This is a genomic window from Synechococcus sp. A15-44, from assembly GCF_014280115.1.
Lineage (GTDB): Bacteria > Cyanobacteriota > Cyanobacteriia > PCC-6307 > Cyanobiaceae > Parasynechococcus.
In genome coordinates this window covers 2,498,631-2,519,626 of sequence record NZ_CP047938.1, presented here as the reverse complement: position 1 = coordinate 2,519,626, position 20,996 = coordinate 2,498,631, and the positions used below count along the sequence as shown (strand labels likewise).

25 protein-coding genes and 1 tRNA gene are annotated in these 20,996 nt (G+C 63.9%); 11 read left to right on the top strand and 15 right to left on the bottom strand.

Annotated features, from left to right (window positions below):
- Window positions 1-7: 7 nt before the first annotated feature.
- Both SynA1544_RS14055 and SynA1544_RS14050 read left to right on the top strand, forming a co-directional pair.
- Entirely contained in the window at window positions 8-220 is a 213-nt protein-coding gene (locus tag SynA1544_RS14055) for a hypothetical protein (protein ID WP_115009811.1), read from the top strand.
- 84 nt (window positions 221-304) lie between these two features.
- Window positions 305-700: a cyclic nucleotide-binding domain-containing protein gene (locus SynA1544_RS14050; RefSeq protein WP_115160958.1), complete on the top strand. Its 396-nt coding sequence runs from the start codon at window positions 305-307 to the stop codon at window positions 698-700.
- Here the strand turns inward: SynA1544_RS14050 and speB are convergent.
- Together speB and speE are read right to left on the bottom strand one after the other, a co-directional pair.
- On the bottom strand, window positions 694-1,584 hold the full coding sequence (gene speB / locus SynA1544_RS14045) for an agmatinase (RefSeq protein ID WP_186514287.1): 891 nt from the start codon (window positions 1,582-1,584) through the stop codon (window positions 694-696). The genes SynA1544_RS14050 and speB overlap by 7 nt on opposite strands.
- Window positions 1,581-2,423, bottom strand: a complete 843-nt coding sequence (gene speE, locus SynA1544_RS14040) for a polyamine aminopropyltransferase (protein WP_186514286.1) — start codon at window positions 2,421-2,423, stop codon at window positions 1,581-1,583. The genes speB and speE overlap by 4 nt, the downstream gene beginning before the upstream one ends.
- A gap of 269 nt (window positions 2,424-2,692) precedes the next feature.
- On the opposite strand from speE, the gene arfB reads away from it, so the two are divergent.
- On the top strand, window positions 2,693-3,124 hold the full coding sequence (gene arfB, locus SynA1544_RS14035) for an alternative ribosome rescue aminoacyl-tRNA hydrolase ArfB (protein ID WP_186514285.1): 432 nt from the start codon (window positions 2,693-2,695) through the stop codon (window positions 3,122-3,124).
- Here the strand turns inward: arfB and mazG are convergent.
- Together mazG and SynA1544_RS14025 are read right to left on the bottom strand one after the other, a co-directional pair.
- A complete protein-coding gene (gene mazG, locus SynA1544_RS14030) occupies window positions 3,121-3,954 on the bottom strand; it encodes a nucleoside triphosphate pyrophosphohydrolase (RefSeq protein ID WP_186514284.1) in 834 nt (277 codons plus the stop codon). The two genes, arfB and mazG, sit on opposite strands and share 4 nt — an antisense overlap.
- Window positions 3,955-3,987: 33 nt before the next feature.
- Window positions 3,988-4,497, bottom strand: coding sequence for a metal-binding protein (locus SynA1544_RS14025; protein WP_370594076.1), 510 nt, complete (start codon window positions 4,495-4,497; stop codon window positions 3,988-3,990).
- 31 nt (window positions 4,498-4,528) lie between these two features.
- Between SynA1544_RS14025 and SynA1544_RS14020 the strand changes: the two genes are divergently transcribed.
- Window positions 4,529-4,600 (top strand) — tRNA-Val (locus tag SynA1544_RS14020).
- A 1,008-nt stretch (window positions 4,601-5,608) separates the two neighbouring features.
- Here SynA1544_RS14020 and SynA1544_RS14015 read toward each other — a convergent pair.
- The 6 genes from SynA1544_RS14015 to SynA1544_RS13990 are packed head-to-tail and all read right to left on the bottom strand — an operon-like array spanning window position 5,609 to window position 8,628.
- On the bottom strand, window positions 5,609-5,914 hold the full coding sequence (locus SynA1544_RS14015; RefSeq protein ID WP_186514283.1) for a TIGR03894 family protein: 306 nt from the start codon (window positions 5,912-5,914) through the stop codon (window positions 5,609-5,611).
- A 58-nt stretch (window positions 5,915-5,972) separates the two neighbouring features.
- Window positions 5,973-6,209: a high light inducible protein gene (locus SynA1544_RS14010; protein ID WP_115009835.1), complete on the bottom strand. Its 237-nt coding sequence runs from the start codon at window positions 6,207-6,209 to the stop codon at window positions 5,973-5,975.
- Window positions 6,210-6,234: 25 nt separating this feature from the next.
- Complete coding sequence (locus SynA1544_RS14005; protein WP_186514282.1) at window positions 6,235-6,984, bottom strand: MBL fold metallo-hydrolase; 750 nt, start codon at window positions 6,982-6,984, stop codon at window positions 6,235-6,237.
- The gene (locus tag SynA1544_RS14000) at window positions 6,981-7,391 is read right to left on the bottom strand and encodes a transcriptional repressor (RefSeq protein ID WP_114987764.1); all 411 of its coding nucleotides are present in this window, start codon (window positions 7,389-7,391) and stop codon (window positions 6,981-6,983) included. Before SynA1544_RS14000 ends, SynA1544_RS14005 begins: the two co-directional genes overlap by 4 nt.
- Before the next feature lie 50 nt (window positions 7,392-7,441).
- Window positions 7,442-8,350 carry an oxidoreductase gene (locus tag SynA1544_RS13995; RefSeq protein WP_186514281.1) on the bottom strand — a complete coding sequence of 303 codons (909 nt, stop codon included), beginning with the start codon at window positions 8,348-8,350 and terminating at the stop codon, window positions 7,442-7,444.
- 20 nt (window positions 8,351-8,370) lie between these two features.
- Window positions 8,371-8,628 (bottom strand): hypothetical protein, encoded by a 258-nt coding sequence (locus SynA1544_RS13990; protein ID WP_011365486.1) that lies wholly within the window; start codon window positions 8,626-8,628, stop codon window positions 8,371-8,373.
- Between the two features lie 54 nt (window positions 8,629-8,682).
- On the opposite strand from SynA1544_RS13990, the gene SynA1544_RS13985 reads away from it, so the two are divergent.
- Both SynA1544_RS13985 and SynA1544_RS13980 read left to right on the top strand, forming a co-directional pair.
- Window positions 8,683-9,132: a protein phosphatase gene (locus SynA1544_RS13985; protein WP_186514280.1), complete on the top strand. Its 450-nt coding sequence runs from the start codon at window positions 8,683-8,685 to the stop codon at window positions 9,130-9,132.
- Window positions 9,129-9,752, top strand: coding sequence for a 2OG-Fe(II) oxygenase (locus SynA1544_RS13980; RefSeq protein WP_186514279.1), 624 nt, complete (start codon window positions 9,129-9,131; stop codon window positions 9,750-9,752). Before SynA1544_RS13985 ends, SynA1544_RS13980 begins: the two co-directional genes overlap by 4 nt.
- On the opposite strand, the gene SynA1544_RS13975 is transcribed toward SynA1544_RS13980, so the two are convergent.
- Together SynA1544_RS13975 and SynA1544_RS13970 are read right to left on the bottom strand one after the other, a co-directional pair.
- Window positions 9,732-11,060, bottom strand: a complete 1,329-nt coding sequence (locus SynA1544_RS13975; protein WP_186514278.1) for a mechanosensitive ion channel family protein — start codon at window positions 11,058-11,060, stop codon at window positions 9,732-9,734. The two genes, SynA1544_RS13980 and SynA1544_RS13975, sit on opposite strands and share 21 nt — an antisense overlap.
- A complete protein-coding gene (locus SynA1544_RS13970; protein ID WP_186514277.1) occupies window positions 11,060-12,307 on the bottom strand; it encodes an ABC transporter substrate-binding protein in 1,248 nt (415 codons plus the stop codon). The genes SynA1544_RS13975 and SynA1544_RS13970 overlap by 1 nt, the downstream gene beginning before the upstream one ends.
- Window positions 12,308-12,397: 90 nt before the next feature.
- On the opposite strand from SynA1544_RS13970, the gene SynA1544_RS13965 reads away from it, so the two are divergent.
- From SynA1544_RS13965 to SynA1544_RS13945, 5 genes are read left to right on the top strand one after another with little or no spacing between them, the layout of a single operon-like run.
- Window positions 12,398-15,142, top strand: a complete 2,745-nt coding sequence (locus SynA1544_RS13965) for a valine--tRNA ligase (protein ID WP_186515600.1) — start codon at window positions 12,398-12,400, stop codon at window positions 15,140-15,142.
- Between the two features lie 4 nt (window positions 15,143-15,146).
- Complete coding sequence (locus tag SynA1544_RS13960) at window positions 15,147-16,121, top strand: ATP-binding cassette domain-containing protein (protein WP_186514276.1); 975 nt, start codon at window positions 15,147-15,149, stop codon at window positions 16,119-16,121.
- Window positions 16,121-16,918 carry an ABC-2 family transporter protein gene (locus SynA1544_RS13955; protein ID WP_186514275.1) on the top strand — a complete coding sequence of 266 codons (798 nt, stop codon included), beginning with the start codon at window positions 16,121-16,123 and terminating at the stop codon, window positions 16,916-16,918. The genes SynA1544_RS13960 and SynA1544_RS13955 overlap by 1 nt, the downstream gene beginning before the upstream one ends.
- The gene (locus tag SynA1544_RS13950; RefSeq protein WP_186515599.1) at window positions 16,918-17,706 is read left to right on the top strand and encodes an ABC transporter permease; all 789 of its coding nucleotides are present in this window, start codon (window positions 16,918-16,920) and stop codon (window positions 17,704-17,706) included. Before SynA1544_RS13955 ends, SynA1544_RS13950 begins: the two co-directional genes overlap by 1 nt.
- 34 nt (window positions 17,707-17,740) lie before the next feature.
- Window positions 17,741-18,364, top strand: a complete 624-nt coding sequence (locus tag SynA1544_RS13945) for a TVP38/TMEM64 family protein (protein WP_186514273.1) — start codon at window positions 17,741-17,743, stop codon at window positions 18,362-18,364.
- On the opposite strand, the gene SynA1544_RS13940 is transcribed toward SynA1544_RS13945, so the two are convergent.
- From SynA1544_RS13940 to SynA1544_RS13930, 3 genes are read right to left on the bottom strand one after another with little or no spacing between them, the layout of a single operon-like run.
- Window positions 18,340-18,525: a hypothetical protein gene (locus tag SynA1544_RS13940; RefSeq protein ID WP_186514271.1), complete on the bottom strand. Its 186-nt coding sequence runs from the start codon at window positions 18,523-18,525 to the stop codon at window positions 18,340-18,342. The genes SynA1544_RS13945 and SynA1544_RS13940 overlap by 25 nt on opposite strands.
- Window positions 18,522-20,564, bottom strand: a complete 2,043-nt coding sequence (gene ligA, locus SynA1544_RS13935) for an NAD-dependent DNA ligase LigA (protein ID WP_186514269.1) — start codon at window positions 20,562-20,564, stop codon at window positions 18,522-18,524. Before ligA ends, SynA1544_RS13940 begins: the two co-directional genes overlap by 4 nt.
- Entirely contained in the window at window positions 20,557-20,976 is a 420-nt protein-coding gene (locus SynA1544_RS13930) for a hypothetical protein (RefSeq protein ID WP_114987734.1), read from the bottom strand. The genes ligA and SynA1544_RS13930 overlap by 8 nt, the downstream gene beginning before the upstream one ends.
- Between the last annotated feature and the right edge of the window lie 20 nt (window positions 20,977-20,996).

Here is a 20,996-nt window from a genome sequence, read left to right as displayed (position 1 = left end):
CGCTTGTTTGGCCGCCAGCTCCTGCTGTCGCAGTTGTCAGTACTGCACCCTGCCGGCAGGTGCGAAGGGGTGGTGCCGTCTGCGCCGGTTGGAGGTGCATGCCGAGATTGCAGATCTGATGGTCTGTCACCACTGGACCCCTCGTTCCCCCAAGCTTCCGGCTCTGCAGAGCAGCGGTGTTGGAGAGCGTCAGCTGGAGCTGGATCGCAGCTTGACGTGAGCCTGGATCCATCCACGTCTCCGCCATTGCTGATGGCCTCCACCGGATGAGCGCGGGATACTGCAACCAACCACCGTTGTTGCCTTGTCCGCCTCAGCTCCGCTGACTCCTCTGGAACTGATCCAGGAACAGCCTGAGGTGGATCGCCTGACCCTTCCCACCGGCGCAACTGTTTTCAGTGCCGGTGAGCCTGTGCAGTTCATCCATGTGATTGAACGGGGATGGATGGAACTGAGCAGTGGTCCGTTGAACCGCATTCGCTTTGGTTCCGGTGAATTGTTTTTCTATGAGGATCTGGTGGATGGCGCCGAGTGTCACAGCCGTGATGCCACAGCGGTGACGCCTGTTTCGTTGTTCCGCCTGAGCCGCTCCAATTTTCTGGCGCTCATCCATCGGCACCCAACGCTGGTGCTGCAATTGCTCAGCAAGCAGCACAGCCGTTTGCGGCAGCAGCGGGCTGATGCCCGTCACTTCTATTGATCGCCACCCAGGAGCAGCAGCAGGCTGCGGGTCACCTTGGCGGCCAGCACGGAGCTGATGCCACTGGTGTCGAGTTGTGGGGCCAGTTCCACCACATCGGCCGCCACCAGGTGATGCTCTCGAAGCACCCCGATCAGGTTGGCGAAGTCAGACCAGTGGTAACCACCGGGTTCCGGTGTGCCGGTTCCAGGCAGAACGGCGGGGTCAAACCAGTCCAGATCGACGGTGAGATAGATGGGTTTCCCCTGCAAGGGAGCGAGGGCCTGTTGAAGGGCGTCGACGCTGGGCATCAGCCGGCCGCTCTCGTGCAGTTCGCTGAATTCCTCCCGCGTGCCACTGCGGATCGCGAGTTGATACAGCGTCTGGCTGGGAAGAACCTCCAAACACCGGCGCATGGCGCAGGCATGGCTGTGGCGCGCCCCCAGCCAGCTGTCTCTGAGGTCGGCATGGGCATCCAGCTGCACCAGCACTAGGTCGGGGTGGCGTTGTGCCACAGCCTCCACGGCACCGGAGCTGATCGAATGCTCCCCGCCCAGCATCAGGGGCCTGAGCCCCAGGCCGAGCACGGCTTCGGTCGCCTGCTTCACCTTGGTGAGAACGGGCTCAGGGTTGCCGAAGGGAATCTCAACGGCACCAAGATCCGCAAAGTCGAGATCCTCTAGATCCAGGTTGAGTTGCGGGCAATAGGTCTCCAGGCCAGCGCTCACCTCTCGGATGGCGGCGGGGCCGAAGCGGGTGCCAGGGCGAAAGGAGGTGGTGCCGTCATACGGCACACCAAACAGACCAACGCGGCAGTCGGCAGGGTTGCGACGGGATCCCATGAAAATGGTTCCGTCGCTGTCAAACAAACTGTCGAAACGCCCACTCGGCGGTTGTGCGGTCATGGCTGCAGCTCCCGTTCGATGAAGGCGGGGATTGCGTCCATGGCCCCCCGCTGCCAGCGCGGGGACCAGATCTCGCAGCCTGCGGCGATGGCCTCGCTGCGCTCTGGGTCTGGATTGCGGTAGCGGGGTGTTGCCATCGCAGCGAAGGTCCAGCTCCACCAGCCGCTGGGGTACATCGGCACCCAGCCATAGAGCGGGTCGGCATGGTCAAACACCTCGCGTAACAGGCGCACCATGGCGATGTGGACATCGCGGAAGGCTTCCGGAGATTCGCTCTGCGTGCCGAACACGCCCCCGTGCTTCAGCAGCCGTCGGCAATTTTCAAAGAAGGCGCGGTTGAACAGGCCTTCGGCAGGTCCGGCGGGATCAGAGCCATCCACCAAGACAACGTCATAGCTCTGGTCCTCAGCCTCAGCGGCCCAGGCGATGCCATCGCCCACCGTGAGCTGGAACCGCGGATCAGACCAGGCGGATCCGCCGATGTCGGGAAGGTGTTCCCGGCTGAGTTCCACAACACGCCCGTCAATCTCCACCATGTCCAGCCGCTGGACGCCTGGGTGGCGCAGGCATTCCCGCGCGGTGCCGCCGTCCCCGCCTCCGATCACCAGAATCCGCTCGATCGAGCTGGCGCTGCACAGGGCTGGGTGCACCAAAGCCTCGTGGTAGTGGCGTTCCTGCTGTTCCGCTGTCATCCAACAGCCATCCAGCAGCAGCCCCCGCCCGTAGCGCTCACTGCGAATCACGCTGATCCGCTGGAACGGACTGGTCTCCTCGACCAGCACCTGTCCTTTCAATCCATAGCGGACGCCGCGGTGTTCTTCGTCAATCCAGCTGCTCATGGGCTGCGGTGGGCATCTCTCCAGCTAAGGACCCAGGAGGGCTGTTACCAAACACCAGATGTGGTGCTTTTGGGATTGACGAACACAACATGTGGAGGTTGAGTGTGTTTGGTTGGGGAGCTGCTGTGGAAGAGGGCAGCTCCAAAGCCTTTTTCGTCAGATCAAGGCTTTTGTTTTACCGATAGGACTCCTGGTTGATGCACGTGTTTCCTCTCCGAGGCATCAACCCGGTGGGACCATCCTGTTGTTCTTGAGCCAGGAGATGGCTGGTGCAAGACCTGGTGGTGAACGAGCGGTTGACCATTCCGTCCAGGGAGCTGCGCTGGCGGTTCAGCCGCTCATCCGGCCCCGGCGGGCAGGGGGTTAACACCACCGATTCCCGTGTGGAATTGCTTCTGGATCTGGCGAACTGCTCCTGTCTGGGCCCATTTCGCCGCGCCCGATTGCTGGAGCACTTCCAGGCCCGTTTGGTGGAGGGCTGCCTACGGGTTGTGGTCGCAGAAGAACGCTCCCAATGGCAGAACCGACAGAAGGCTCTGCATCGCATGGGGGAGCTGCTGCGGGAGGGCTTGCAGCCAGCGCCGCGTGCCCGAAAGGCCACCCGGCCGGGTCGTGGTGCCGTGAAGCGGCGCTTGGATACGAAGAAAAAGCGTGGTGACCTCAAGCGTCAACGGCGCAGTCGTCCCTCCCTGGACGACTAATCGGATCCAGAGGTGGGCGAGTGTTCTGCTCGGATCGCCGCTTTGGCCTGTTTCCAGAGGGCTTCCAATTCGTTGATGCTGCGGCCCTGCAGATCCCCTTCCAGGGCAGCTTCAACGCGGGAGAAGCGGTCGAGGAAGCGTTGATTCGTGCCGGCGAGACCCTCCTCGGGTTCGATGCTGCACCAACGGGCCACATTCACCAGGGTGAACAGCAGATCGCCCAGTTCCTCCTGGGCATGACCTTTGTCGCCGTTGGCCACCGCCTCCTTGAGTTCGTCCAGCTCCTCATGGACCTTCTCCCAGACGCCGGCCATGTCATCCCACTCGAAGCCGGCTTTGGCCGCTTTCTTGGAGATGGTCATGGCTCCAGCCAGGGCCGGCAGGCCCCGCACCTTGGTTCTGAGCCGGTCGCTGAGGGGGCTGGAGGAGCCCGCCAGGGCCTCGGCCTGCTCCTGGAGCTTGATGGCCTCCCAGCTGCGTCGCACCTCGTCACTGGTGCTGGCGACGGCATCGCCGAACACATGGGGGTGACGGCGGATCAGTTTGTCGCTGATGCCGTCGGCAATCGCATCCAAATCAAAGCGCTGCTGCTCCCAAGCGATCTGGGCATGCAGCACCACCTGCAGTAGCAGATCCCCCAGCTCTTCCTTCATCTCGGCATCGCTGCCCTGGCGGATCGCATCGGCCACTTCATGGGCCTCTTCCAGCACGTAGGGCACCAGCGAGGCATGGGTCTGCTCCAGATCCCAGGGACAGCCCGTTGTTGGATCCCTGAGTTGGGCCACAACATCGATCAGTCGCTGGATGGCGTCAGAAGGAGCGTTGGCCATGCCGGGGCAACAACTGGGGCAACGCCCACCTTCTCATCGCTGTCGTTTCTTCGACCATTCCTGGGGCCAGGGGTCGCCATCGAGGATCAGGTGGATCCAGGCACTGCCCTCCAAACCCACAAGCAGAGCGATGAACTCCCGTGGGTGCTGATGCATCAGTTGCTGGAGCGTCGTCAGCAGCATCGCTGGTGAGAGTGCTGGAACCGCCATGGTCACGATCAGGCACCAGGTGAGCAGCACCGCCAGGCGCGCGGTTGTTCCCAGCAGCGGACCATGGGACCAGAGCGAGCGATGGGGAATCAGCAGGCGGTAGGGCCACCAGAGGAAGCCGAGGGGGCCCCAGCGCCGCAGCGCATTGGAGCGGGTATCAAGATCGGGGGACAGCCACAGTCCTCCTGCAAGACAGCTGGCTGCGGCGATCAACGCTGCAACCCATCCCAGCACCAATCCAACGGCAATCCCGAGCGGGAGGCTCAGGATCCAGATGCTTTGGTCGTGGCGGCGACCCGCTGCCAAGCTTTCGGTGCTCTCGTGCGCCCCCAAGCTGACGCGTTAGGGCAGAATTTGCTGTATCGGGCGATTAGCTCAGCGGTAGAGCACCTCCCTTACAAGGAGATTGTCACTGGTTCGATCCCAGTATCGCCCATCTCAAAACTCAGTGCAGCACTGGGTTTTGTTGAGTTTTGCTTCAGCTCGCTAACGCTTCTTCTCCAGGGCCATTGCTTGTTGGCTGGGCGCTGAATTCACCGCGCAGGACGCCTTCTGCCTTTCGCATCATTTTGAGGCAGGTCTCCCTGTCAGCAGCGGCGTAGGCAGCGTCCATGCATTTCACGTACTGCTCCTCTGGGGTCACAAGCCGTTTGCCGCTGGGCGGAGTATCGATCCAATCCCATTGGCTTGCCGTAGCTGCAATTACTCATCCGCTTGGCGTCGGGACAGGCAAGTGTGCAAAGGTGGGGCGACGCCAAAGAGCCTGATTGAAGGCCCACTGCGCGAGAACCGATAACTCGATTCCATGAACAGAAGATCCAGCACTCCCCCAAGGGAGTGGCGAAAGGCTGGCAGCAATGCCAGCAGAATTGACCTCAGCGGCTATGCCTCATCTCAGCATCGCCGTTTCCTGAAGGCGGAAGCCGAGCAGGCCCCAGGGGAGCCCAGGCATCACTGACAACGACCTTGCCAGCAGGGGGGTCAAGCCTCACTCAGCCGTTGCTGCCGTCATCCATGCCACGTCTGATCAAGCTTTGCCTTAGCCAGAGCAGACCGATGAAACCGGCGGTGACAATCAACAGAGTCAAGGTTCAGGCTGTGGTGTGGATGTTGCGACGTTGAACGACTTGCCACCAGATCATCATTGGAAGACAGGCCTCAAAGGCATTTGGTGATGCAGTTGTTCTTGGCGCTTGTGGTGCCCGTGGTTCTGCTAGTGGGGTTCACTGCGCTGTTGGCAACTGGCAGGTTGTCGATCTCTCGCAACGCTGCGTGGTTGTTGGAACGCCAAGGCAGCATCTGGATGGCTGGAATCGTTGCCCTTGCTGCGGCTGCGGCTGTGGTTGCTCTGCAGCGTTAAGCCGTCTCGGCGAAGCGCTTTCAAAAGCTTGACCCATCCCCAGGGAGGGAGCGGGATGGGTGGCTTGTTATTTGGAAGTCTTGATCAGTGGCTGCTGGAGCGCTTGCGCACAACCCTGGGAGTCTCCCGCTCGGTCTTGGCATCGGTTTCAGACACCGTCTTGTCTTCGCCGGCCGCTTCTCCCTGCCCGGGCTCATCGTCGGGTTCCTGCGCCTCAATCACTCCAAGCACCATGGCGGCTTCCAGCTGATCGCTCATGTCACCGATGGTGAGCAGGGCTTTTAAGACCAGCTGGGCGCGAGGCGCTTTGGGCAGGCCGGGACGAAGCTTTTTGGTGGTGTTCCACAGCTCCAGGGCCACTTCCTTCAGCAGTTCCTTGTCAGCAGCCATTCGATTCGAACGTGAATCGCACCATTCTCGTCATCGGGGGGGTGGTCCCCCTTCCGAATCAGAAGCAGAAGGGCAGGAATTGGGTGCGGCAGGCGGCATAGCCATCCACCAGGGGACCCAGCCCGATCTGGTGAACGATGCCGGCACCGGTGAGCCCCTCGGTGATGATTCCGATCACGATGCCGACCATGGCGGCACGGCCGTTGAAGCGTTCGGCTTTTTTGAGCTGCTCCATGTGGATGTCGCGGGCAGCGACGCCTTGGAACCAGGAATCGCTGGCTTGCGTGGATTTCATCGAACTCAAGCTGTTGTAACAAAGCTTAATCCGAAAAATCAGTTTTCAGCAGCAGTCGTTCCCCCGGTCTTGGATCGGTCCAGGAGCTGCTGGCCGGCAGCTGGGCTCCAGTGCTGGCTACGGATCCTTTCATTTGCAGGGCCCGACTCAAGGCGCCGCCAAAGCGCACGTCGCCGCCGGAGGTGCTGGCGAGCACCGTGGTGGGTTGGAAGCGTTCCACCAGTTGCGGCACCACGGAGCAGCCTTTGACGAACGCTCCAAGCGCCGGCAGCCCCAGATCCACCATCGGCGTGATCACGGCATCCAGGGGCTGTGGCTCCAGGGTTGGATCGAGAAAACCGTGGGGTTCGAGATAAAGGGATCCGGCCGGATGTTCGAGCAGATAACCGTTTTCCACCATCGGCACCGGTGCACCGGCGCTGGCGCGCACCCGCAGGCCCTGGTGGTTGGTGCTCTCTCCGGGGGAGAGGGCTTTCACGCTGGTGAAGCCCAGGCGTTCCACTACCCGTGCAGCCGCCGCCGATCCAATGACGGGCAGGTCCTTGGGGAGAAGCGCCAAGGTGTCCGGATGGGCGTGGTCTGCAAGCCCCTGGGTGAGCAACAGCAGGTTCAGCTTCTCGGGCACCTTGCGCTCGCAGGGCAGTTCCCCTTTGAGCAGCCACTCCCCGGGGGGGAAGCTCAGGCTGCCGCGCAACCAGGGATCCACCAGAACGCGGAGATCATCGAATTCGAGCAACCAGCCATTGGCTCCGTAGTACGTGGCGGCCAGGGTCATGACGGGCTTTGCTGCCGCTCGCGGCAGTCGCTGCAGAGACCAAAGAATTCAAGCGTGTGAAACAGGAGATCGAAGCCTTTGCGACCGTCTTCGGGCACCTCCAGGTCGTGAATCGGGCAGTGGTCGAGCGCCTGGGTCTTGCCGCAATCGACGCAGGTGAGGTGGTGGCGATCCCGCTCCAGCGGCGCATAGAGCGCCTCGCCATTGGGCAGGTGGCGGCAGCGCACCAGGCCCCGTTGCTGCAGCTGGCGCAGATTCCGGTAGACCGTGGCCAGGCCCATGGCCTGTTCGGGCTCCAGGCTGCGGTGCAGCTGCTGACCGCTCATCTCATCACCACAGGCCTGCAGGTTCGCCAGCAAGACCTTCTGGCGGGCATTGATCTGGGTGGCAGGGCGGCGAGTGGCCATGGTTTCAAAGGGCGACCAACCAGCGGCCACTCAACATCACAGCGTGGGATTCAGCCACCGATCAGCTGCTCGCTCAAGCTCCAGAGCCGCTGCCGTTCGGCAGGTTGGCTCGCTGCTGGCGCCACACGGCAGAGCGCCGGTGCACCCCGCAAGCCGCCGAACTGCTCAGGGCCGTAGTGCTCGCCACCCTGAGCAGTCGCCGCGGTGGCGGCATGCAGTTGCGGCAGGGCACCCATGCCGGCGCTTTGGAACAGGGGATCCATCAGCCGGTAGGCAAGGGCCTCGAAGCGGTTGCCGACGCTGGCGATTGCGGTGGGCTGCAGTTCCGTGCGCGCGATGCCGGGATGGGCGGCCAGGGAGCGGATGGGGCTGCCCTGCTCGCGCAGGCGTGCATCCAGCTCAAGGGCAAACATCACGTTGGCGAGTTTGCTTTGGCCATAGGCGCCATAGCGGTCGTAGCCCTTGCTCCAGCTGGGGTCGTCCCAGCGGATCTTGCCGAAGTACTGCGCTCCGGAGGTCACCGTCACCACCCGGGGGTCGGGCCGGTTCTGCAGCAGCGGCAGCAGGGCCTGGGTCAGGGCCATGTGCCCCAGATGATTCACCCCGAACTGCAGTTCATGCCCCTGGGCGGTGGTGCGGCGCGGCGGTGCCATCACGCCAGCGTTGTTGATCAGCAGATCAAGGCAGCCGTAGCGCTCCCCGACGGTGGCCGCCGCCTGTTGCACGCTGGTCAGGTCCGCCAGATCCAGGTCCACCAGATCCACCGCTCCCCCATCGCGCTCCTGCAGCAACTCCTGCTTGGCCCTCTCGGCTTTGCGGGGGCTGCGGCACGCCAACACCACGGTGGCCCCGCAGCGTTTCAAGGCGCGCGCGGTTTCCAGGCCCAGGCCGCTGTTGGCTCCAGTGATCAGGGCTATGCGGCCCTGCTGGTTCGGGATGTCAGCCGCGGACCAACCCATCGCGTCCTCTGAGCCTGGGCTCAGTCCTCGGGGAAGAGCAGCTCGGCCAGTTCGTCGGCGTCCACGTCGTAGACGCGGGCCAGGCTGGTCTCGATCGCACTGGTTACCTCGCCCGGCAGGAAGCGCATTGAGTTGAGGGCGTCCTCGGCGATGTCGTCGGTGAGCAGCTTGTCGTCGCTGTCCAGCTTTTCGTCATTGATCACCGCCATCACCCAGCTCTGGTAGGCGTAGACCAGATCGGAGAACTCGAGTTCGGGATCGTTCAGGTCCAGGGCCATGGTGCGAATAGCCAGTCACCCCAGTCTGACCTTTCGCAGGAGAGGATGAACAGCATGGATTCCGCTGATGCCACTGGCCTGCAGGCCACGCTGTTTGATTTTTCAATCGCTGAGCTGGTGCGGCAGCACCGGGAAAGCTTCCAACCCCTGTGGACGGCGGAAAGTTGGGTGAAGCTGCTGATCTGGTTGTCGCTGAATTGCGGCAGCTCCGGGGATGAAGCCGGCATGGCCCGGTTCGTCGAGGCGCTTGGGCCAAGCCTCACCACCCGGATGCGGCGGGTGTTCTTTGAGCGGGAGCTGGAGGCCCTCGATCTTCAGGTGATGGCCGATCCGGCTGAGCAGCAGGTGCTGGTGCTGCCGATGGGCCCGGGTGTTCCCCTGGATCTTGAGCGCGCTGCCACGGTGATCGAACAGGTGCAGTTGCAGGGCCATGTGGCTGACCGGTCGCGCTGGCAGCAGCTCGATGCTGTGGTGGCGATTCCTCGCGTGGAGGCCGCGGCATGAACCTGATCGGGCGCTACAGCAATCCCGGTTACGCCTCGGTGGCCGATGCGGTGCGTGAGTTCTTCGAGCGCCGGGTGGACTTACAGCGGCCTGGCGTGGCCTTCGGTCCCGAGGGTGAGGGGGAACCGGCGAAACAGAGCACCGACATCAGCCTGGTGGCGATTGATCGCTCGGAACCCGAATCCTTTGCTCTCTCGCAACTGATCCTGCGGGGGGTGACGGCCGGCTTGGAGCGCTATCTGCAGGAGCGGCCGTTGTTCCGGCAGTGCTGCCCGCAGCAGAGCCTGTTTGTGAATCCGATCTTCAACCTTCAGCACTACGCCCCGGGGGAAGGGTTCAAGCGATGGCACTGCGATTGGACCATCAGCGATGAGGCCACCGAACCGGAGCACCGGGTGCTGGCCTGGATTCTCTATTGCAACGACGTGGATGAGGCTGGCACCGAGTTCCATTGGCAGGACCACCACGAACCGGCGGAGCGGGGCAAGTTGGTGATCTTTCCGGCTGGTCCATCCCACATTCACCGCGGACGGGTGAATGAGAGCGCCAGCAAGTTGATCGCCACCGGTTGGATCAACGCCGGACGCCAGGAGGACTACCTACGGCGTCTCGCCAGCTGAGTCGTTGGAAGGATCGCTGTCTGCTTCGGCCTGGAGCTGATTGGTGGGGCTGCCGAGCCGGTGGGTTTGTTCCCCGGAGGGGGGCCATTCCATTGGATACACCTGCCGCTGCGGGAAGGGAATGCCGATGCCGTTCTTGTCGAACGCCGTCCAGATGGCTTGCCGCAGATCGCTGCCCACAGCGAAGGCCTCCAGGGGATTGCGCACCCAGAAGAGCAGCTTGTAGTTGATCGATGAATCGGCGAAATCCACCGTGAACGCTTGTGGTGGTGGGTACTGCAGCACCTTTTCGTGCTGACGGGCCACCTCCTCAAGGACTGCGATCACCTGACTGGGTTCATGGTGATAAGCGGCTCCCACCACCACCGCGTCGCGGCGGGAGGTTTCCTCGGCGGTGTACGACTCCGCCTCCTGGGTGAAGAAGTTCTGGTTCGGAATCAGCAGTTCCGCTCCATCGCGACCGCGGCGCAACTGGGTGGCCCGCAGTCCCAGCTTGCGCACGGTGCAGGGGTCGCCGTTGATCATCAGGATTTCGCCGGGGCGCACCGATCCTTCGAACAACAGCCAGAGGCTGCTGATGAAGTTGGAGACGATCTCCTTGATGCCAAAGCCGATGCCTACTGAGAGGCCCCCGGCCACGGCCACCAGGGCGGTGCCGTTGATGCCGACGTAGTACGCCACCCCCATCACGCCGACGCCGATCACCGAGTACTGGAGGATCACCTCCAAAGCCCGTTGACCCTGGGGTTTCAGGCCGATGTAGTAGCCCCCCAGCCAGGCCACCAGCGCAGCGGGTCGCTTGGCATAGGCGACGATCAGGTAGGTGATTGTGAGGGCTGTGAACAGCTTGCCCACGGTGAGGGTCACCCCGAAGACGTCCCCGATTTCAATGATGGCCAGGGATTCGCGGCTGCCCAGGATCTGGAAGAAACTGAGCACCGTGAACACCAGCAACAAGGGCCGGAACAGCATTCGATCCAGTTCATCCACCGGCAAGTTCGGAAAGCGCTGCTCAATCAGCAAGTTGATGGGTTTGAACAGCCGCCAGAGCAGCCAGAGTGTGGCCAGGTACTGCACCAAGCCACCGGGGAACCCCAACGCTTTGATGGCAGCTCCCAACAGGATCAACAGCAAGGGGGAGGCCAGCTCGGCAAAGCTGCTGAACACCTCGGAGTTCAGGCGACGGGTCCATCGGCTGCGCTTTTCAACCAGCACCGTGCCCACCACGATCGCCAGCTGCAGCAGCACGGAACCTCGCTGGAGATAGCCCAGCCAGGTGACCACTTCACGGTTCAGATCCTGGAGCATCAACGCTTCTCCCTCAGGCCCTGGAGGATTTGTTCAGCTCCCTGCTCCGGTGTCTGGATGTCGTAGATGGTGTCCAGTAGGGCATTGGAGATGGTGTCGTAGCGAATGGGGTCGCGGAAGATCCGTGCCTTCACGCGCATCTTGCTCAGCGGCCGCTCGGCGCTGATGTAGTTGCGCAGGGCTTCATTGCCGCCGGGGATTTTCGAGGCCACCACGGTGGCCGCCTTCTGGCTCACTGGCATGGCGTTGTTGGTGGCAAGGGAGTAGGTCTTCTGGGCCCAAGGCTTGGTCACGAAATCGAGCATCACCAGGGCCTTGCGCCGCTGCAGCGGGCTGGAGTTCCGGCCCAGGGCCCAGACCTCCAAACGCGTGGTGGCTGTTCGGTTCTGATTCGGCCCTTTGGGAAGGGCCGTCACCCCGAGCCTGTCGCCCAGCTTTTGCTTGAGACTTCTGAGGTTGTTGCTCCAGCAGGTGATCCAGTCGAGTTCGCCCCGTATCAGTCCATCTCGGAGGTTGCCCTGGTTGTTGAGAAAGCGGATGTTCTGCTGGTAGCTGGAGTCCACCAGCCAGCGCAGCCAGGCGGTCAGCGTCTCCCGATGGGCTTGATCTGCACTGGCGGAATCCATCGCGGCCTTGAGGGCCGGGCTGGCATCGAAGGCCTCAGCGCTCCAGAACAGGTCCTTGAGCTGCACGGCCATGCCGAAGGTGGCGTCGTTGCTGCTCTGTTTCAGGTCCTCCAACGACCTTGGAGCCGTGGGCAGGCGCTCTTTGTTGAAGCAAGCCAGCTGCACGAATTGATTGACGGGGCGTGCCACCAGGGCGCCGTCCTTGGCGGTGACCAGATCGAGCAGGCTTTGGGGGGTGTCCTGACGGTCCTGCTCCGAAAGTTGGATTGGATCGATCAGCTGCGATCGGTACAGCGTTAGTGCTGTTTCGCTGTCGGTAATGATCAAATCAGGCCCGAAGCCGCTCTCCGTTTGCTGGCGGATCTCGTCGATGAAGTTTGTGCTGGATTGCAGCTGCAATTTGGGATGGATCTGTGGATCAACATCACGGATCTGTTGGAACACAAGATTCGAAATGTCCTCCAGCTGTTGGTAGTCCTGCGTTGTGATGTTGGCTTTGTTGTCGATGGTGCGGACGATGTCCACCACCGCTGGCGGTTGCAGTGCATCGATGGCCGAACAGCCGCTCAACAACCCCGCCATCAGGCCCATGAGCCACGCTCGACTTAACCCAGCAGCCATGGCGTCAAAAGCGTGGAATGAGGTTAGTGGGAGTCGCCGAGCTCGTCAGCACCTTTTGCGACCATGGCTTGATTGAATTCCACGCCTCCTGTGCCCGAACTGGCCAAGACCTACGACCCGGCTGGCACGGAGGCTCGCTGGCAGCAGGCCTGGGAGGACCAGGGGGCGTTCCATCCCGACCCGAAGGCCCCCGGTGAACCGTTCTCTGTGGTGATCCCGCCGCCGAACGTGACCGGCAGCCTGCACATGGGCCATGCCTTCAACACGGCCCTGATCGACACGATCGTGCGCTACCAGCGCCTGGCGGGGAAAAACGTGCTCTGCCTGCCCGGCACCGACCACGCCTCGATCGCGGTGCAAACGATCCTCGAGAAGCAGCTCAAAGAGGAGGGCAAGACTCGCCACGACCTCGGCCGTGAGGCGTTTCTGGAGCGGGCCTGGCAGTGGAAGGCCGAAAGCGGTGGCCGCATCGTGGACCAGCTGCGGCGGTTGGGGTATTCCGTGGATTGGAAGCGCCAGCGCTTCACCCTTGATGAGGGCCTGAGTGAGGCGGTGAAGGAGGCCTTCGTGCGGCTGCACGAGCAGGGGCTGATTTACCGCGGTGAATACCTGGTGAACTGGTGCCCCGCCTCCGGTTCGGCGGTGAGTGATCTGGAGGTGGAGATGAAGGAGGTGGACGGCCACCTCTGGCATTTCCGCTATCCCCTCAGCAGCGGCGACGGCCACCTTGAGGTGGCCACCACCCGGCCCGAAACGATGTTGGGCGACACGGCGGTGGCGGTGAACCCCACCGATGAGCGCTACGCCCATCTGGTGGGCCAGACCCTCACCCTGCCGTTCGTGGGGCGGGAGATTCCGATCGTGGCCGACGACCACGTGGAGAAGGAGTTCGGCACCGGCTGCGTCAAGGTGACGCCGGCCCACGACCCCAACGATTTCGCCATCGGCCAGCGCCACGGTCTGCCCCAGATCACGGTGATGCGCAAGAACGGCACCATGAACAAGGAGGCCGGTCAGTTCGAGGGGCTGGATCGCTTCGAGGCCCGCAAGGCTGTGGTGGCCGGCTTGGAAGAGCTGGGTCTGCTGGTGAAGGTGGAGGACTACCGCCACAGCGTTCCCTATTCCGATCGCGGCAAGGTGCCGGTGGAGCCGCTGCTCTCCACCCAGTGGTTTGTCAAAACCGAGCCCCTGGCGGCTCGCTGTCGTGAGGCCCTCGAGAAGCAGGATCCCCGCTTCATCCCCGAGCGCTGGGAGAAGGTGTATCGCGACTGGCTCACCGACATCCGCGACTGGTGCATCAGCCGCCAGCTCTGGTGGGGCCATCGCATCCCCGCCTGGTTCGTGATCAGCGAGACCGGCGGCAAGTACACCGACACCACGCCCTACGTGGTGGCCCGCAACGAAGCCGAAGCCCTGGAGAAGGCCAAGGCGGAGTTCGGCGCGGCGGCGGAGATCGAGCAGGACGAAGACGTGCTCGACACCTGGTTCTCCAGTGGCCTCTGGCCCTTCTCCACCCTGGGTTGGCCCGATGCAGACAGCGCCGACCTGCAGCGCTGGTACCCCACCAGCACCCTGGTGACGGGCTTCGACATCATCTTTTTCTGGGTGGCCCGGATGACGATGATGGCCGGCGCCTTCACCGGTGAGATGCCCTTCCAGGACGTCTACATCCATGGCCTGGTGCGGGATGAGCAGAACCGCAAGATGAGCAAGAGCGCCGGCAACGGCATCGATCCGCTGCTGCTGATCGACCGTTACGGCACCGATGCCCTGCGTTTCGCACTGGTGCGGGAGGTGGCCGGTGCAGGTCAGGACATCCGCCTGGACTACGACCGCAAGAAGGACACCTCCGCCACGGTGGAGGCCTCGCGCAACTTCGCCAACAAGCTCTGGAACGCCACCCGCTTCGCCCTGATGAACCTGGGCGGCGAAACACCGGCCCAACTCGGTGAACCCGACCCCGCGGCCCTGCAGCTGGCCGATCGCTGGATCCTCTCCCGCCTGGCCCGGGTGAACAGGGAGACGGCCGAGCGCTACAGCAGTTATGGCCTGGGTGAAGCCGCCAAGGGGCTTTACGAGTTCGCCTGGAACGACGTTTGCGATTGGTATCTGGAGCTGAGCAAGCGCCGGCTTAACCCCGGTGAGAACCTCTCAGCTGAGGCTCTCGCCGATCAGCGGGTGGCCAAGCAGGTGCTGGCCAAGGTGATCAGCCAGATGCATCTGATGCTGCATCCGCTGATGCCCCACCTCACCGAGGAGCTCTGGCACAGCGTCACCGGCGAGCCGGAGACCACCTTCCTGGCCCTGCAGCCCTGGCCGGCTGTGGACGAAGCGGCCCTCAACGACGACCTCGAAGCCTCTTTCGCAGAGCTGATCGGTGCCATCCGTGTCGTGCGCAACCTGCGCGCGGTGGCGGGCCTCAAGCCCTCGCAATCGGTGCCGGTTCGCTTCGTCACCGGCCGCGGCGAGCTGGCGGCGGTGCTCACTCAGGGCACGGCCGACATCACGGCGCTGACGCGAGCCGAGTCGGTGGCGGTGATGGCGCCGGCGGAGGCTGATGCCGCTCCAGTGGCCAAGGCCCTCGCGGGGGTGAGCGGTGAGCTGCAGGTGCTGCTGCCGATCGAAGGCCTTGTGGATCTCGATGCGCTCAAAGGGCGCCTGGAGAAAGACATCGCCAAGGCGGAGAAGGAGATCAAGGGCCTGGCGGGCCGGCTGGGCAACCCCAACTTCGCCGACAAGGCCCCGCCGGAAGTGGTGGCGGAATGCCAGGCCAACCTCGATGAGAAGCAGGCCCAGGCCGATCTGGCGCGCAAGCGCCTGGCGGATCTGAGCTGAGTCGGTGATTCAGGTTGAGGAGCTAAGCAAGATCTACCGGGTTGCCGAGAAGCAGCCCGGCTTGGCCGGCACCCTGCGCCATTTCATCCGCCGCCGCACCCGGGACGTCACCGCGGTGCAGGACGTTTCCTTCCGGATTGAACCTGGGGAGATGGTGGGCTTTCTCGGTGCCAACGGTGCCGGCAAAACCACCACCTTGAAGATGCTCTGCGGCTTGATCCACCCCAGCGCCGGTGAGGTGCAGGTGGCAGGGCATCGGCCGCAGCGGCGCCAGGCGGAGTTTCTGCGCCGGATCACCCTGGTGATGGGGCAGAAGCAGCAGCTGCTCTGGGACCTGCCGCCGATGGATTCACTGCGGGTGAATGCGGCGGTCTACGGCATTCCCGATGCTGTGGCCCGGCGGCGGATCAAGGAGCTGGCCGATCTGCTGGAGCTGGGGGAGGAACTCACCCGGCCGGTGCGCAAGCTTTCCCTGGGCCAGCGGATGAAGGCCGAACTGTTGGCGGCGCTGTTGCACGAGCCGGAGGTGTTGTTCCTCGATGAACCGACCCTGGGGCTGGATGTGAATGCCCAGGCCCGGGTGCGGCAGTTCCTGGCGGAGTACAACCGCCGCACGGGGGCAACGGTGCTGCTCACCAGCCACTACATGGCTGACATCACGGCCCTCTGCCCCCGGGTGCTGTTGATCCACCAGGGGCGGTTGTTCCACGATGGCCCCCTCGAAGCTCTGGCTGATCAACTGGCACCGGAGCGGGAGGTGCGGCTCGAGTTGGAGTCGCCGGTTTCAGCCGATGACTTGGCGGGGTTGGGGCGTTTGGAGCAGCTGGAGGGCTGTGACGTGCGGCTGCTGGTGCCCCGCGACCAGCTCACTGCTGTGGTGGCGCAGCTGCTGGACCGTTTCCCCGTGCGTGATCTGGATGTGACCGATCCACCGATCGAGGAGTTGATCGGTGGCTTGTTCCGGCAGGGGCGGGTCTGATGCGGATCTTCGGGCTGAACCGGAGGATCATTCGGGTGCTGTTGGGCTCCCAGTACGCCCACATGCTCGAGTACCGCGCCGAGATCGCCCTCTGGGCTTTATCTGGCGTGTTGCCGTTCATCATGCTCAGCGTCTGGAGCGGCAGCGACGCACGCTCGGGACTGGGGCTGGAAGGTGTGGCTCTGGATCACTATTTCCTCAGCGCCTTTCTGGTGCGCCAGTTCTCAGTGGTGTGGGTGGTCTACGCCTTCGAGGAAGACGCTCTGCTGGGCCGGCTCTCGCCCTATCTGCTGCAGCCGCTGCATCCGCTCTGGCGTTATGTGGCGGCCCACCTCGGCGAGCAGCTCACCCGTCTGCCCTTTGCGGCCCTGATTGCGGCGGTGTTTTTTGTGGTGCGGCCCCAGGCCTTCTGGTTGCCGTCGTTGTGGGGCTTCCTGCTGGCCTGGCTGGCCACCTGGATGGCCTTCGCCATTGCTTTCCTGTTTCAGAGCCTGATTGCGGCCCTCTGCTTCTGGAGTGAAAAGGCCAGTGCCCTGGAGCGTCTCCAGTTCATTCCCTTTCTTTTCCTGTCTGGTCTGCTGGCACCGCTCACGGCCTTTCCACCGGCGGTGCGGGCCCTGGCCCAGTGGACGCCCTTCCCTTACCTGATCGACTTCCCGGCCCGGGTGCTGGCGGGCCAGCCGGTGGATCTGTTGGCGGGCTTTGGGGCGCAACTGGTCTGGATCGCTCTGTTGTTGCCGCTGGTGCTGCTGCTATGGCGGGCCGGCGTGCGGCGCTACAGCGCCATGGGGGCCTGATGGGGCGCTACTGGCGAACCCTGCGTCGCTTCTGGGGCACGGCCGTGGCCGTGCAGCTGGAGTATCAGGCCAACGTGCTGATCGAGCTGCTGGCGGTGGCGATGAGCCTCAGCGGCAGCCTGTTCCTGCTCTCGCTGTTCTATGGCCCCGATCAGACGTTGGGGGGCTGGAGCTGGGCCCAGGCCCTGATGGTGCAGGGGCTTTACACGGTGTTCGATGGCATGGCCACCACCTGGTTGCGCCCCAACCTCGGGGCGATCGTCACCCATGTGCGCGAGGGCACCCTGGATTTCGTGCTGCTCAAACCGATCGACAGCCAGTTCTGGTTGTCGCTGCGCACGCTTTCGCCAGCGGGGCTGCCGGAGATCGGCCTGGGGCTTGGGCTCCTGGCCTGGGGCAGCCATCAGGCCGGTGTGGTGTTCAGCCTGTCGTCTCTCTTCACCGTGCTGGTGATGCTGCTGGCCGGTGGCTTGATCCTCTATTCGCTCTGGTTTCTGATCGCTGCCACCAGCATCTGGTTCGTCAAAACCTGGAATGCCACTGAGGTGTTGCGGGCCCTTCTGGCCTCCGGCCGTTATCCCCTCAACGCCTATCCGCCTGCCTTGCGCCTGTTATTCACCCTGGTGCTGCCGGTGGCTTTTCTCACCACGGTTCCGGCTCAGGTGCTGCTGGGTGAGGCCGCCGCACCGATGCTGCTGGCGGGCTTGGCTCTGGCGGTGTTGTTCTTTGCGGCGGCGCGGGCCTTCTGGCTCTTTGCCCTGCGCTTCTACACCTCGGCATCGAGTTAGTGCAATGCTCCACGCCATGCGTGGGTGATTCCGCTTGATCTCCTTGGTTCAGCACTGGCTGCCTGATGTGTTGGAGCTGCTGCGCTCCCCCATTGGGGCACTGCTGTTTATGCCGCTCTATGCCCTCTGGGTGACGCTGCTGCTGCCCGGGGTTTGGGCGTCGATGCTGGCCGGGGTGCTCTATGGCACCTGGCTTGGCAGTGGCCTGGTGTTCGTTGGGGCCTGTCTCGGGGCGGTGGTGGTGTTCCTGCTGGGGCGTTCGGTGCTGCGTGACTGGGCCCGGCGCCGGTTGGAGCAGCTCCCCAAGCTGCAGGCGGTGGAGCGGGCCGTCAGCAAGGAGGGGCTGAAGCTGGTGTTGCTGACGCGCCTCTCGCCTGCCTTTCCCTTTTCCTTGCTCAACTTGGCCTACGGCCTCAGTGAGGTGAGCCTGCGGGACTACAGCATTGGCTTGATCGGCATCCTCCCCGGAACAGTGCTGTTTTGCGGCTTGGGGGCGCTGGCCGGCGATGTGGCCCGTTTCGGTGAGGTCTTGGGGGGTGAGGCCGATGCCGGCACCTGGACGCTGCGGGTCGTGGGGGTGCTCGCCACGCTGGCGGTGGTCTGGCTGGTGAGCCGGGCGGCTCGGCGGGCGCTTCAGGATGTGGAGACGTCGCTCTGATCGGGATCGGGCAGACGCCAGTCCCGCAGAGCAGCGATCAGGATGAACCAAACCAGGCGCACGCGGTTGGCTGGGCCAGTGCGCTGCTGCAGCTCAGCCAACTTGGCCCGTCCGCAGTCGGTCTTGATCCAGCGGTGCAGGGCAGGGGTGGATGGGCTCATGGCTGCAGCAGGGCGGTGAGGTCGGCTTCGCTGAGCACCGTCACCCCGAGGCTCTCGGCTTTGATCAGTTTGCTGCCGGCGGCTTCGCCGGCCACCAGGTAATCGGTCTTCTTGCTGACGCTGCCGCTTACCTTGCCGCCCGCCGCTTCGATCAGCGCTTTGGCTTCGCTGCGGCTGAGGTTGGGAAGTGTGCCCGTGAGCACCAGGGTTTTGCCCTGCAGCACGCCGTCGGCGTCAGCTCCGGCTTGGCTGGCGGCCTCCTGCTCGGAGGCATTCGCCTCCAGGGAGAGCCCAATGCTGCGTAGGTCCTGCAGCAGCTGTTGGTTGGCGGGGGTGCGCAGCCACTGGCCAAGGCTGGCGCTGATTTCTGGGCCGATGCCATGCAGTTCGGCGATCTGGTCCGGGGCCTCAAGCGCTGCTGCCGCCAGGCTGTTGATGCTGAAGAAAGCGGCCGCGAGCGCTTTGGCGTTGACCTCGCCGATGTGGCGGATGCCAAGGCCGTAGAGCTGGCGGTGCCACGGCTGCTGTTTGGAGCCCTCCAGGGCCTCCACCAGGTTGGTGGCCGACTTGTCGCCCATCCGATCCAGGCTGGCGAGCAGGGCCGCATCCAGCCGGTAGAGATCGGCCAGTGAGCCCACCAGGCCGCGGTCCACCAGCTGTTCGATCAACTTGCTGCCGAGCCCATCCACATCCAGGGCGCCCTTGCTCACCCAGTGCCGCAGGCCACCCCGCAGGATCGCCGGGCAGCTGCTGTTCACGCAGCGGGTGGCGGCTTCATCGCCTTCCCGCACCAAGTTGGAGCCACATTCAGGGCAGTGCTGCGGCAATTGCACCGGGGTGGCGTCGCTGGGTCTGAGCTCCGGCAGCACCCGCACCACTTCGGGAATGATCTCCCCGGCTTTGCGCACCACGATGGTGTCGCCCAGGTGCACATCCAGTTCAGCGATCCGATCGGCGTTGTGGAGGGTGGCGCGGCTGACGCTGGTGCCGGCCAGGCCCACCGCTTCGAATTCGGCCACGGGGGTGATGGCACCGGTGCGGCCCACCTGAGCACCAACGCGGAGCAGACGGGTGGGGGCTTCTTCGGCGGGGTATTTGAGGGCGATGGCCCAGCGCGGGGCCTTCTGGGTGAAGCCGGCTTCGTCCTGCAGCTGGAGGTCGTCCAGTTTCACCACCACGCCGTCGGTGGCATAGGGGAGGTCATGACGTCCCTGCTCCCAGTGGTCGCAGAAGCGCTGGATGGCGGCCAGGTCTCCGCAGAGCTCCCGGTTTGGGTTGACGCGGAAACCGGCCCTGTTCAGCCACTCCAGAGCCGCCCATTGGCCGGGGGGTTGGGCGTCACCCGGCAGGTGCAGGGTGTAGGCGAAGAAGTCGAGCCGGCGGGCGGCCACCACCTTCGGATCCAGTTGGCGCAGGGTGCCAGCGCAGGCGTTGCGGGGGTTGGCGAACAGCGCTTCACCCCGTTGCTCCCGTTCGGCATTGATCGCCGCGAAGGTGGCATCAGGGATGAAGGCTTCTCCTCGCACTTCCACCCATTCCGGTGGGTTCTCGATCTGCAGCCGCAGCGGAATGGAGCTGATCGTGCGCACGTTGGCGGTGATCTCTTCACCGCGGCTGCCATCGCCCCGGGTGGCGGCCCGCTCCAGCACCCCATTGCGGTAGCTCAGGGCCAGGGCGTTGCCGTCAATTTTCAGTTCTCCTACCAGGGGTAGGCGGGTGTCGCTGGGACGGTCCAGCACCTTGAGCAGCCGCTCGTGCCAGGCCTGCAGGTCGTCGCGGTTGAAGGCGTTGTCGAGGCTGAGCATTCCCACGCGGTGCTCAACGCTGCTGAACCCCTCCGCCGGAGCTCCGCCCACCCGCTGGGTGGGGCTGTCGGACCGTTGCAGGTCTGGATGGTTCTGTTCCAGCTCGAGCAGCTCGCGATAGAGGTGGTCGTAGACCGCGTCCTCCATCACCGGAGCATCGAGAACGTAATAGGCGTGGCCGGCACGGTTGAGCAGCTGCCGCAGTTCCGCGGCCCGCTCGTGCGGATCAGCCATTGACCTGGTTGATGCGGGCAATGCGCCAGTTGTCGTCCACCTTGGTGAAGGTGAAGTCGAGGGGGAGCTCTTCGTCGCCTTCGGACTTCAGCTTCACGGTGAGGATCAAGTTGCCTTCCTGCACGCGGGGGCGGCCGGACTTGAGATTGCGGAACTTGTTCAGCTTTAGGCCCGCCAGGAAGCGGATGAACTGCTGACGGCTCACGTGCTGGCGGTAGGCCTTGGTGGTGAGCAGGTAGGCGGCATCGATCCGGCCGGCAGCCACCTGGGTGAAGAACTGCTTGATCAGGGGATTGATGCCGCGGGCGTCGAGCACCAGCTTCACGGCGTTGTAGATCCAGTACCCCAGCAGGGTGAGACCCCCGGCCAGCAGAGCTTTGCTGCCGATCTCCCGCACCAGTCCCAGTTCCATCACCAGCTGTCAAAGCAGGG

Coding starts and splice junctions, on each gene's coding strand:
- SynA1544_RS14005 (WP_186514282.1), bottom strand. CDS start 6,984: ATGACCCTGGCCGCCACGTACTACGGAGCCAATGGCTGGTTGCTCGAA.
- SynA1544_RS13995 (WP_186514281.1), bottom strand. CDS start 8,350: ATGGGTTGGTCCGCGGCTGACATCCCGAACCAGCAGGGCCGCATAGCC.
- SynA1544_RS13975 (WP_186514278.1), bottom strand. CDS start 11,060: ATGCTCCAGGATCTGAACCGTGAAGTGGTCACCTGGCTGGGCTATCTC.
- SynA1544_RS13950 (WP_186515599.1), top strand. CDS start 16,918: ATGGGGCGCTACTGGCGAACCCTGCGTCGCTTCTGGGGCACGGCCGTG.
- SynA1544_RS14000 (WP_114987764.1), bottom strand. CDS start 7,391: ATGGCCACTCGCCGCCCTGCCACCCAGATCAATGCCCGCCAGAAGGTC.
- SynA1544_RS13940 (WP_186514271.1), bottom strand. CDS start 18,525: ATGAGCCCATCCACCCCTGCCCTGCACCGCTGGATCAAGACCGACTGC.
- SynA1544_RS13970 (WP_186514277.1), bottom strand. CDS start 12,307: ATGGCTGCTGGGTTAAGTCGAGCGTGGCTCATGGGCCTGATGGCGGGG.
- SynA1544_RS14015 (WP_186514283.1), bottom strand. CDS start 5,914: ATGGCTGCTGACAAGGAACTGCTGAAGGAAGTGGCCCTGGAGCTGTGG.
- mazG (WP_186514284.1), bottom strand. CDS start 3,954: ATGGCCAACGCTCCTTCTGACGCCATCCAGCGACTGATCGATGTTGTG.
- speE (WP_186514286.1), bottom strand. CDS start 2,423: ATGAGCAGCTGGATTGACGAAGAACACCGCGGCGTCCGCTATGGATTG.
- SynA1544_RS13980 (WP_186514279.1), top strand. CDS start 9,129: ATGAACCTGATCGGGCGCTACAGCAATCCCGGTTACGCCTCGGTGGCC.
- SynA1544_RS13955 (WP_186514275.1), top strand. CDS start 16,121: ATGCGGATCTTCGGGCTGAACCGGAGGATCATTCGGGTGCTGTTGGGC.
- SynA1544_RS14010 (WP_115009835.1), bottom strand. CDS start 6,209: ATGAAATCCACGCAAGCCAGCGATTCCTGGTTCCAAGGCGTCGCTGCC.
- speB (WP_186514287.1), bottom strand. CDS start 1,584: ATGACCGCACAACCGCCGAGTGGGCGTTTCGACAGTTTGTTTGACAGC.
- ligA (WP_186514269.1), bottom strand. CDS start 20,564: ATGGCTGATCCGCACGAGCGGGCCGCGGAACTGCGGCAGCTGCTCAAC.
- SynA1544_RS13990 (WP_011365486.1), bottom strand. CDS start 8,628: ATGGCCCTGGACCTGAACGATCCCGAACTCGAGTTCTCCGATCTGGTC.
- SynA1544_RS13930 (WP_114987734.1), bottom strand. CDS start 20,976: ATGGAACTGGGACTGGTGCGGGAGATCGGCAGCAAAGCTCTGCTGGCC.
- SynA1544_RS13985 (WP_186514280.1), top strand. CDS start 8,683: ATGGATTCCGCTGATGCCACTGGCCTGCAGGCCACGCTGTTTGATTTT.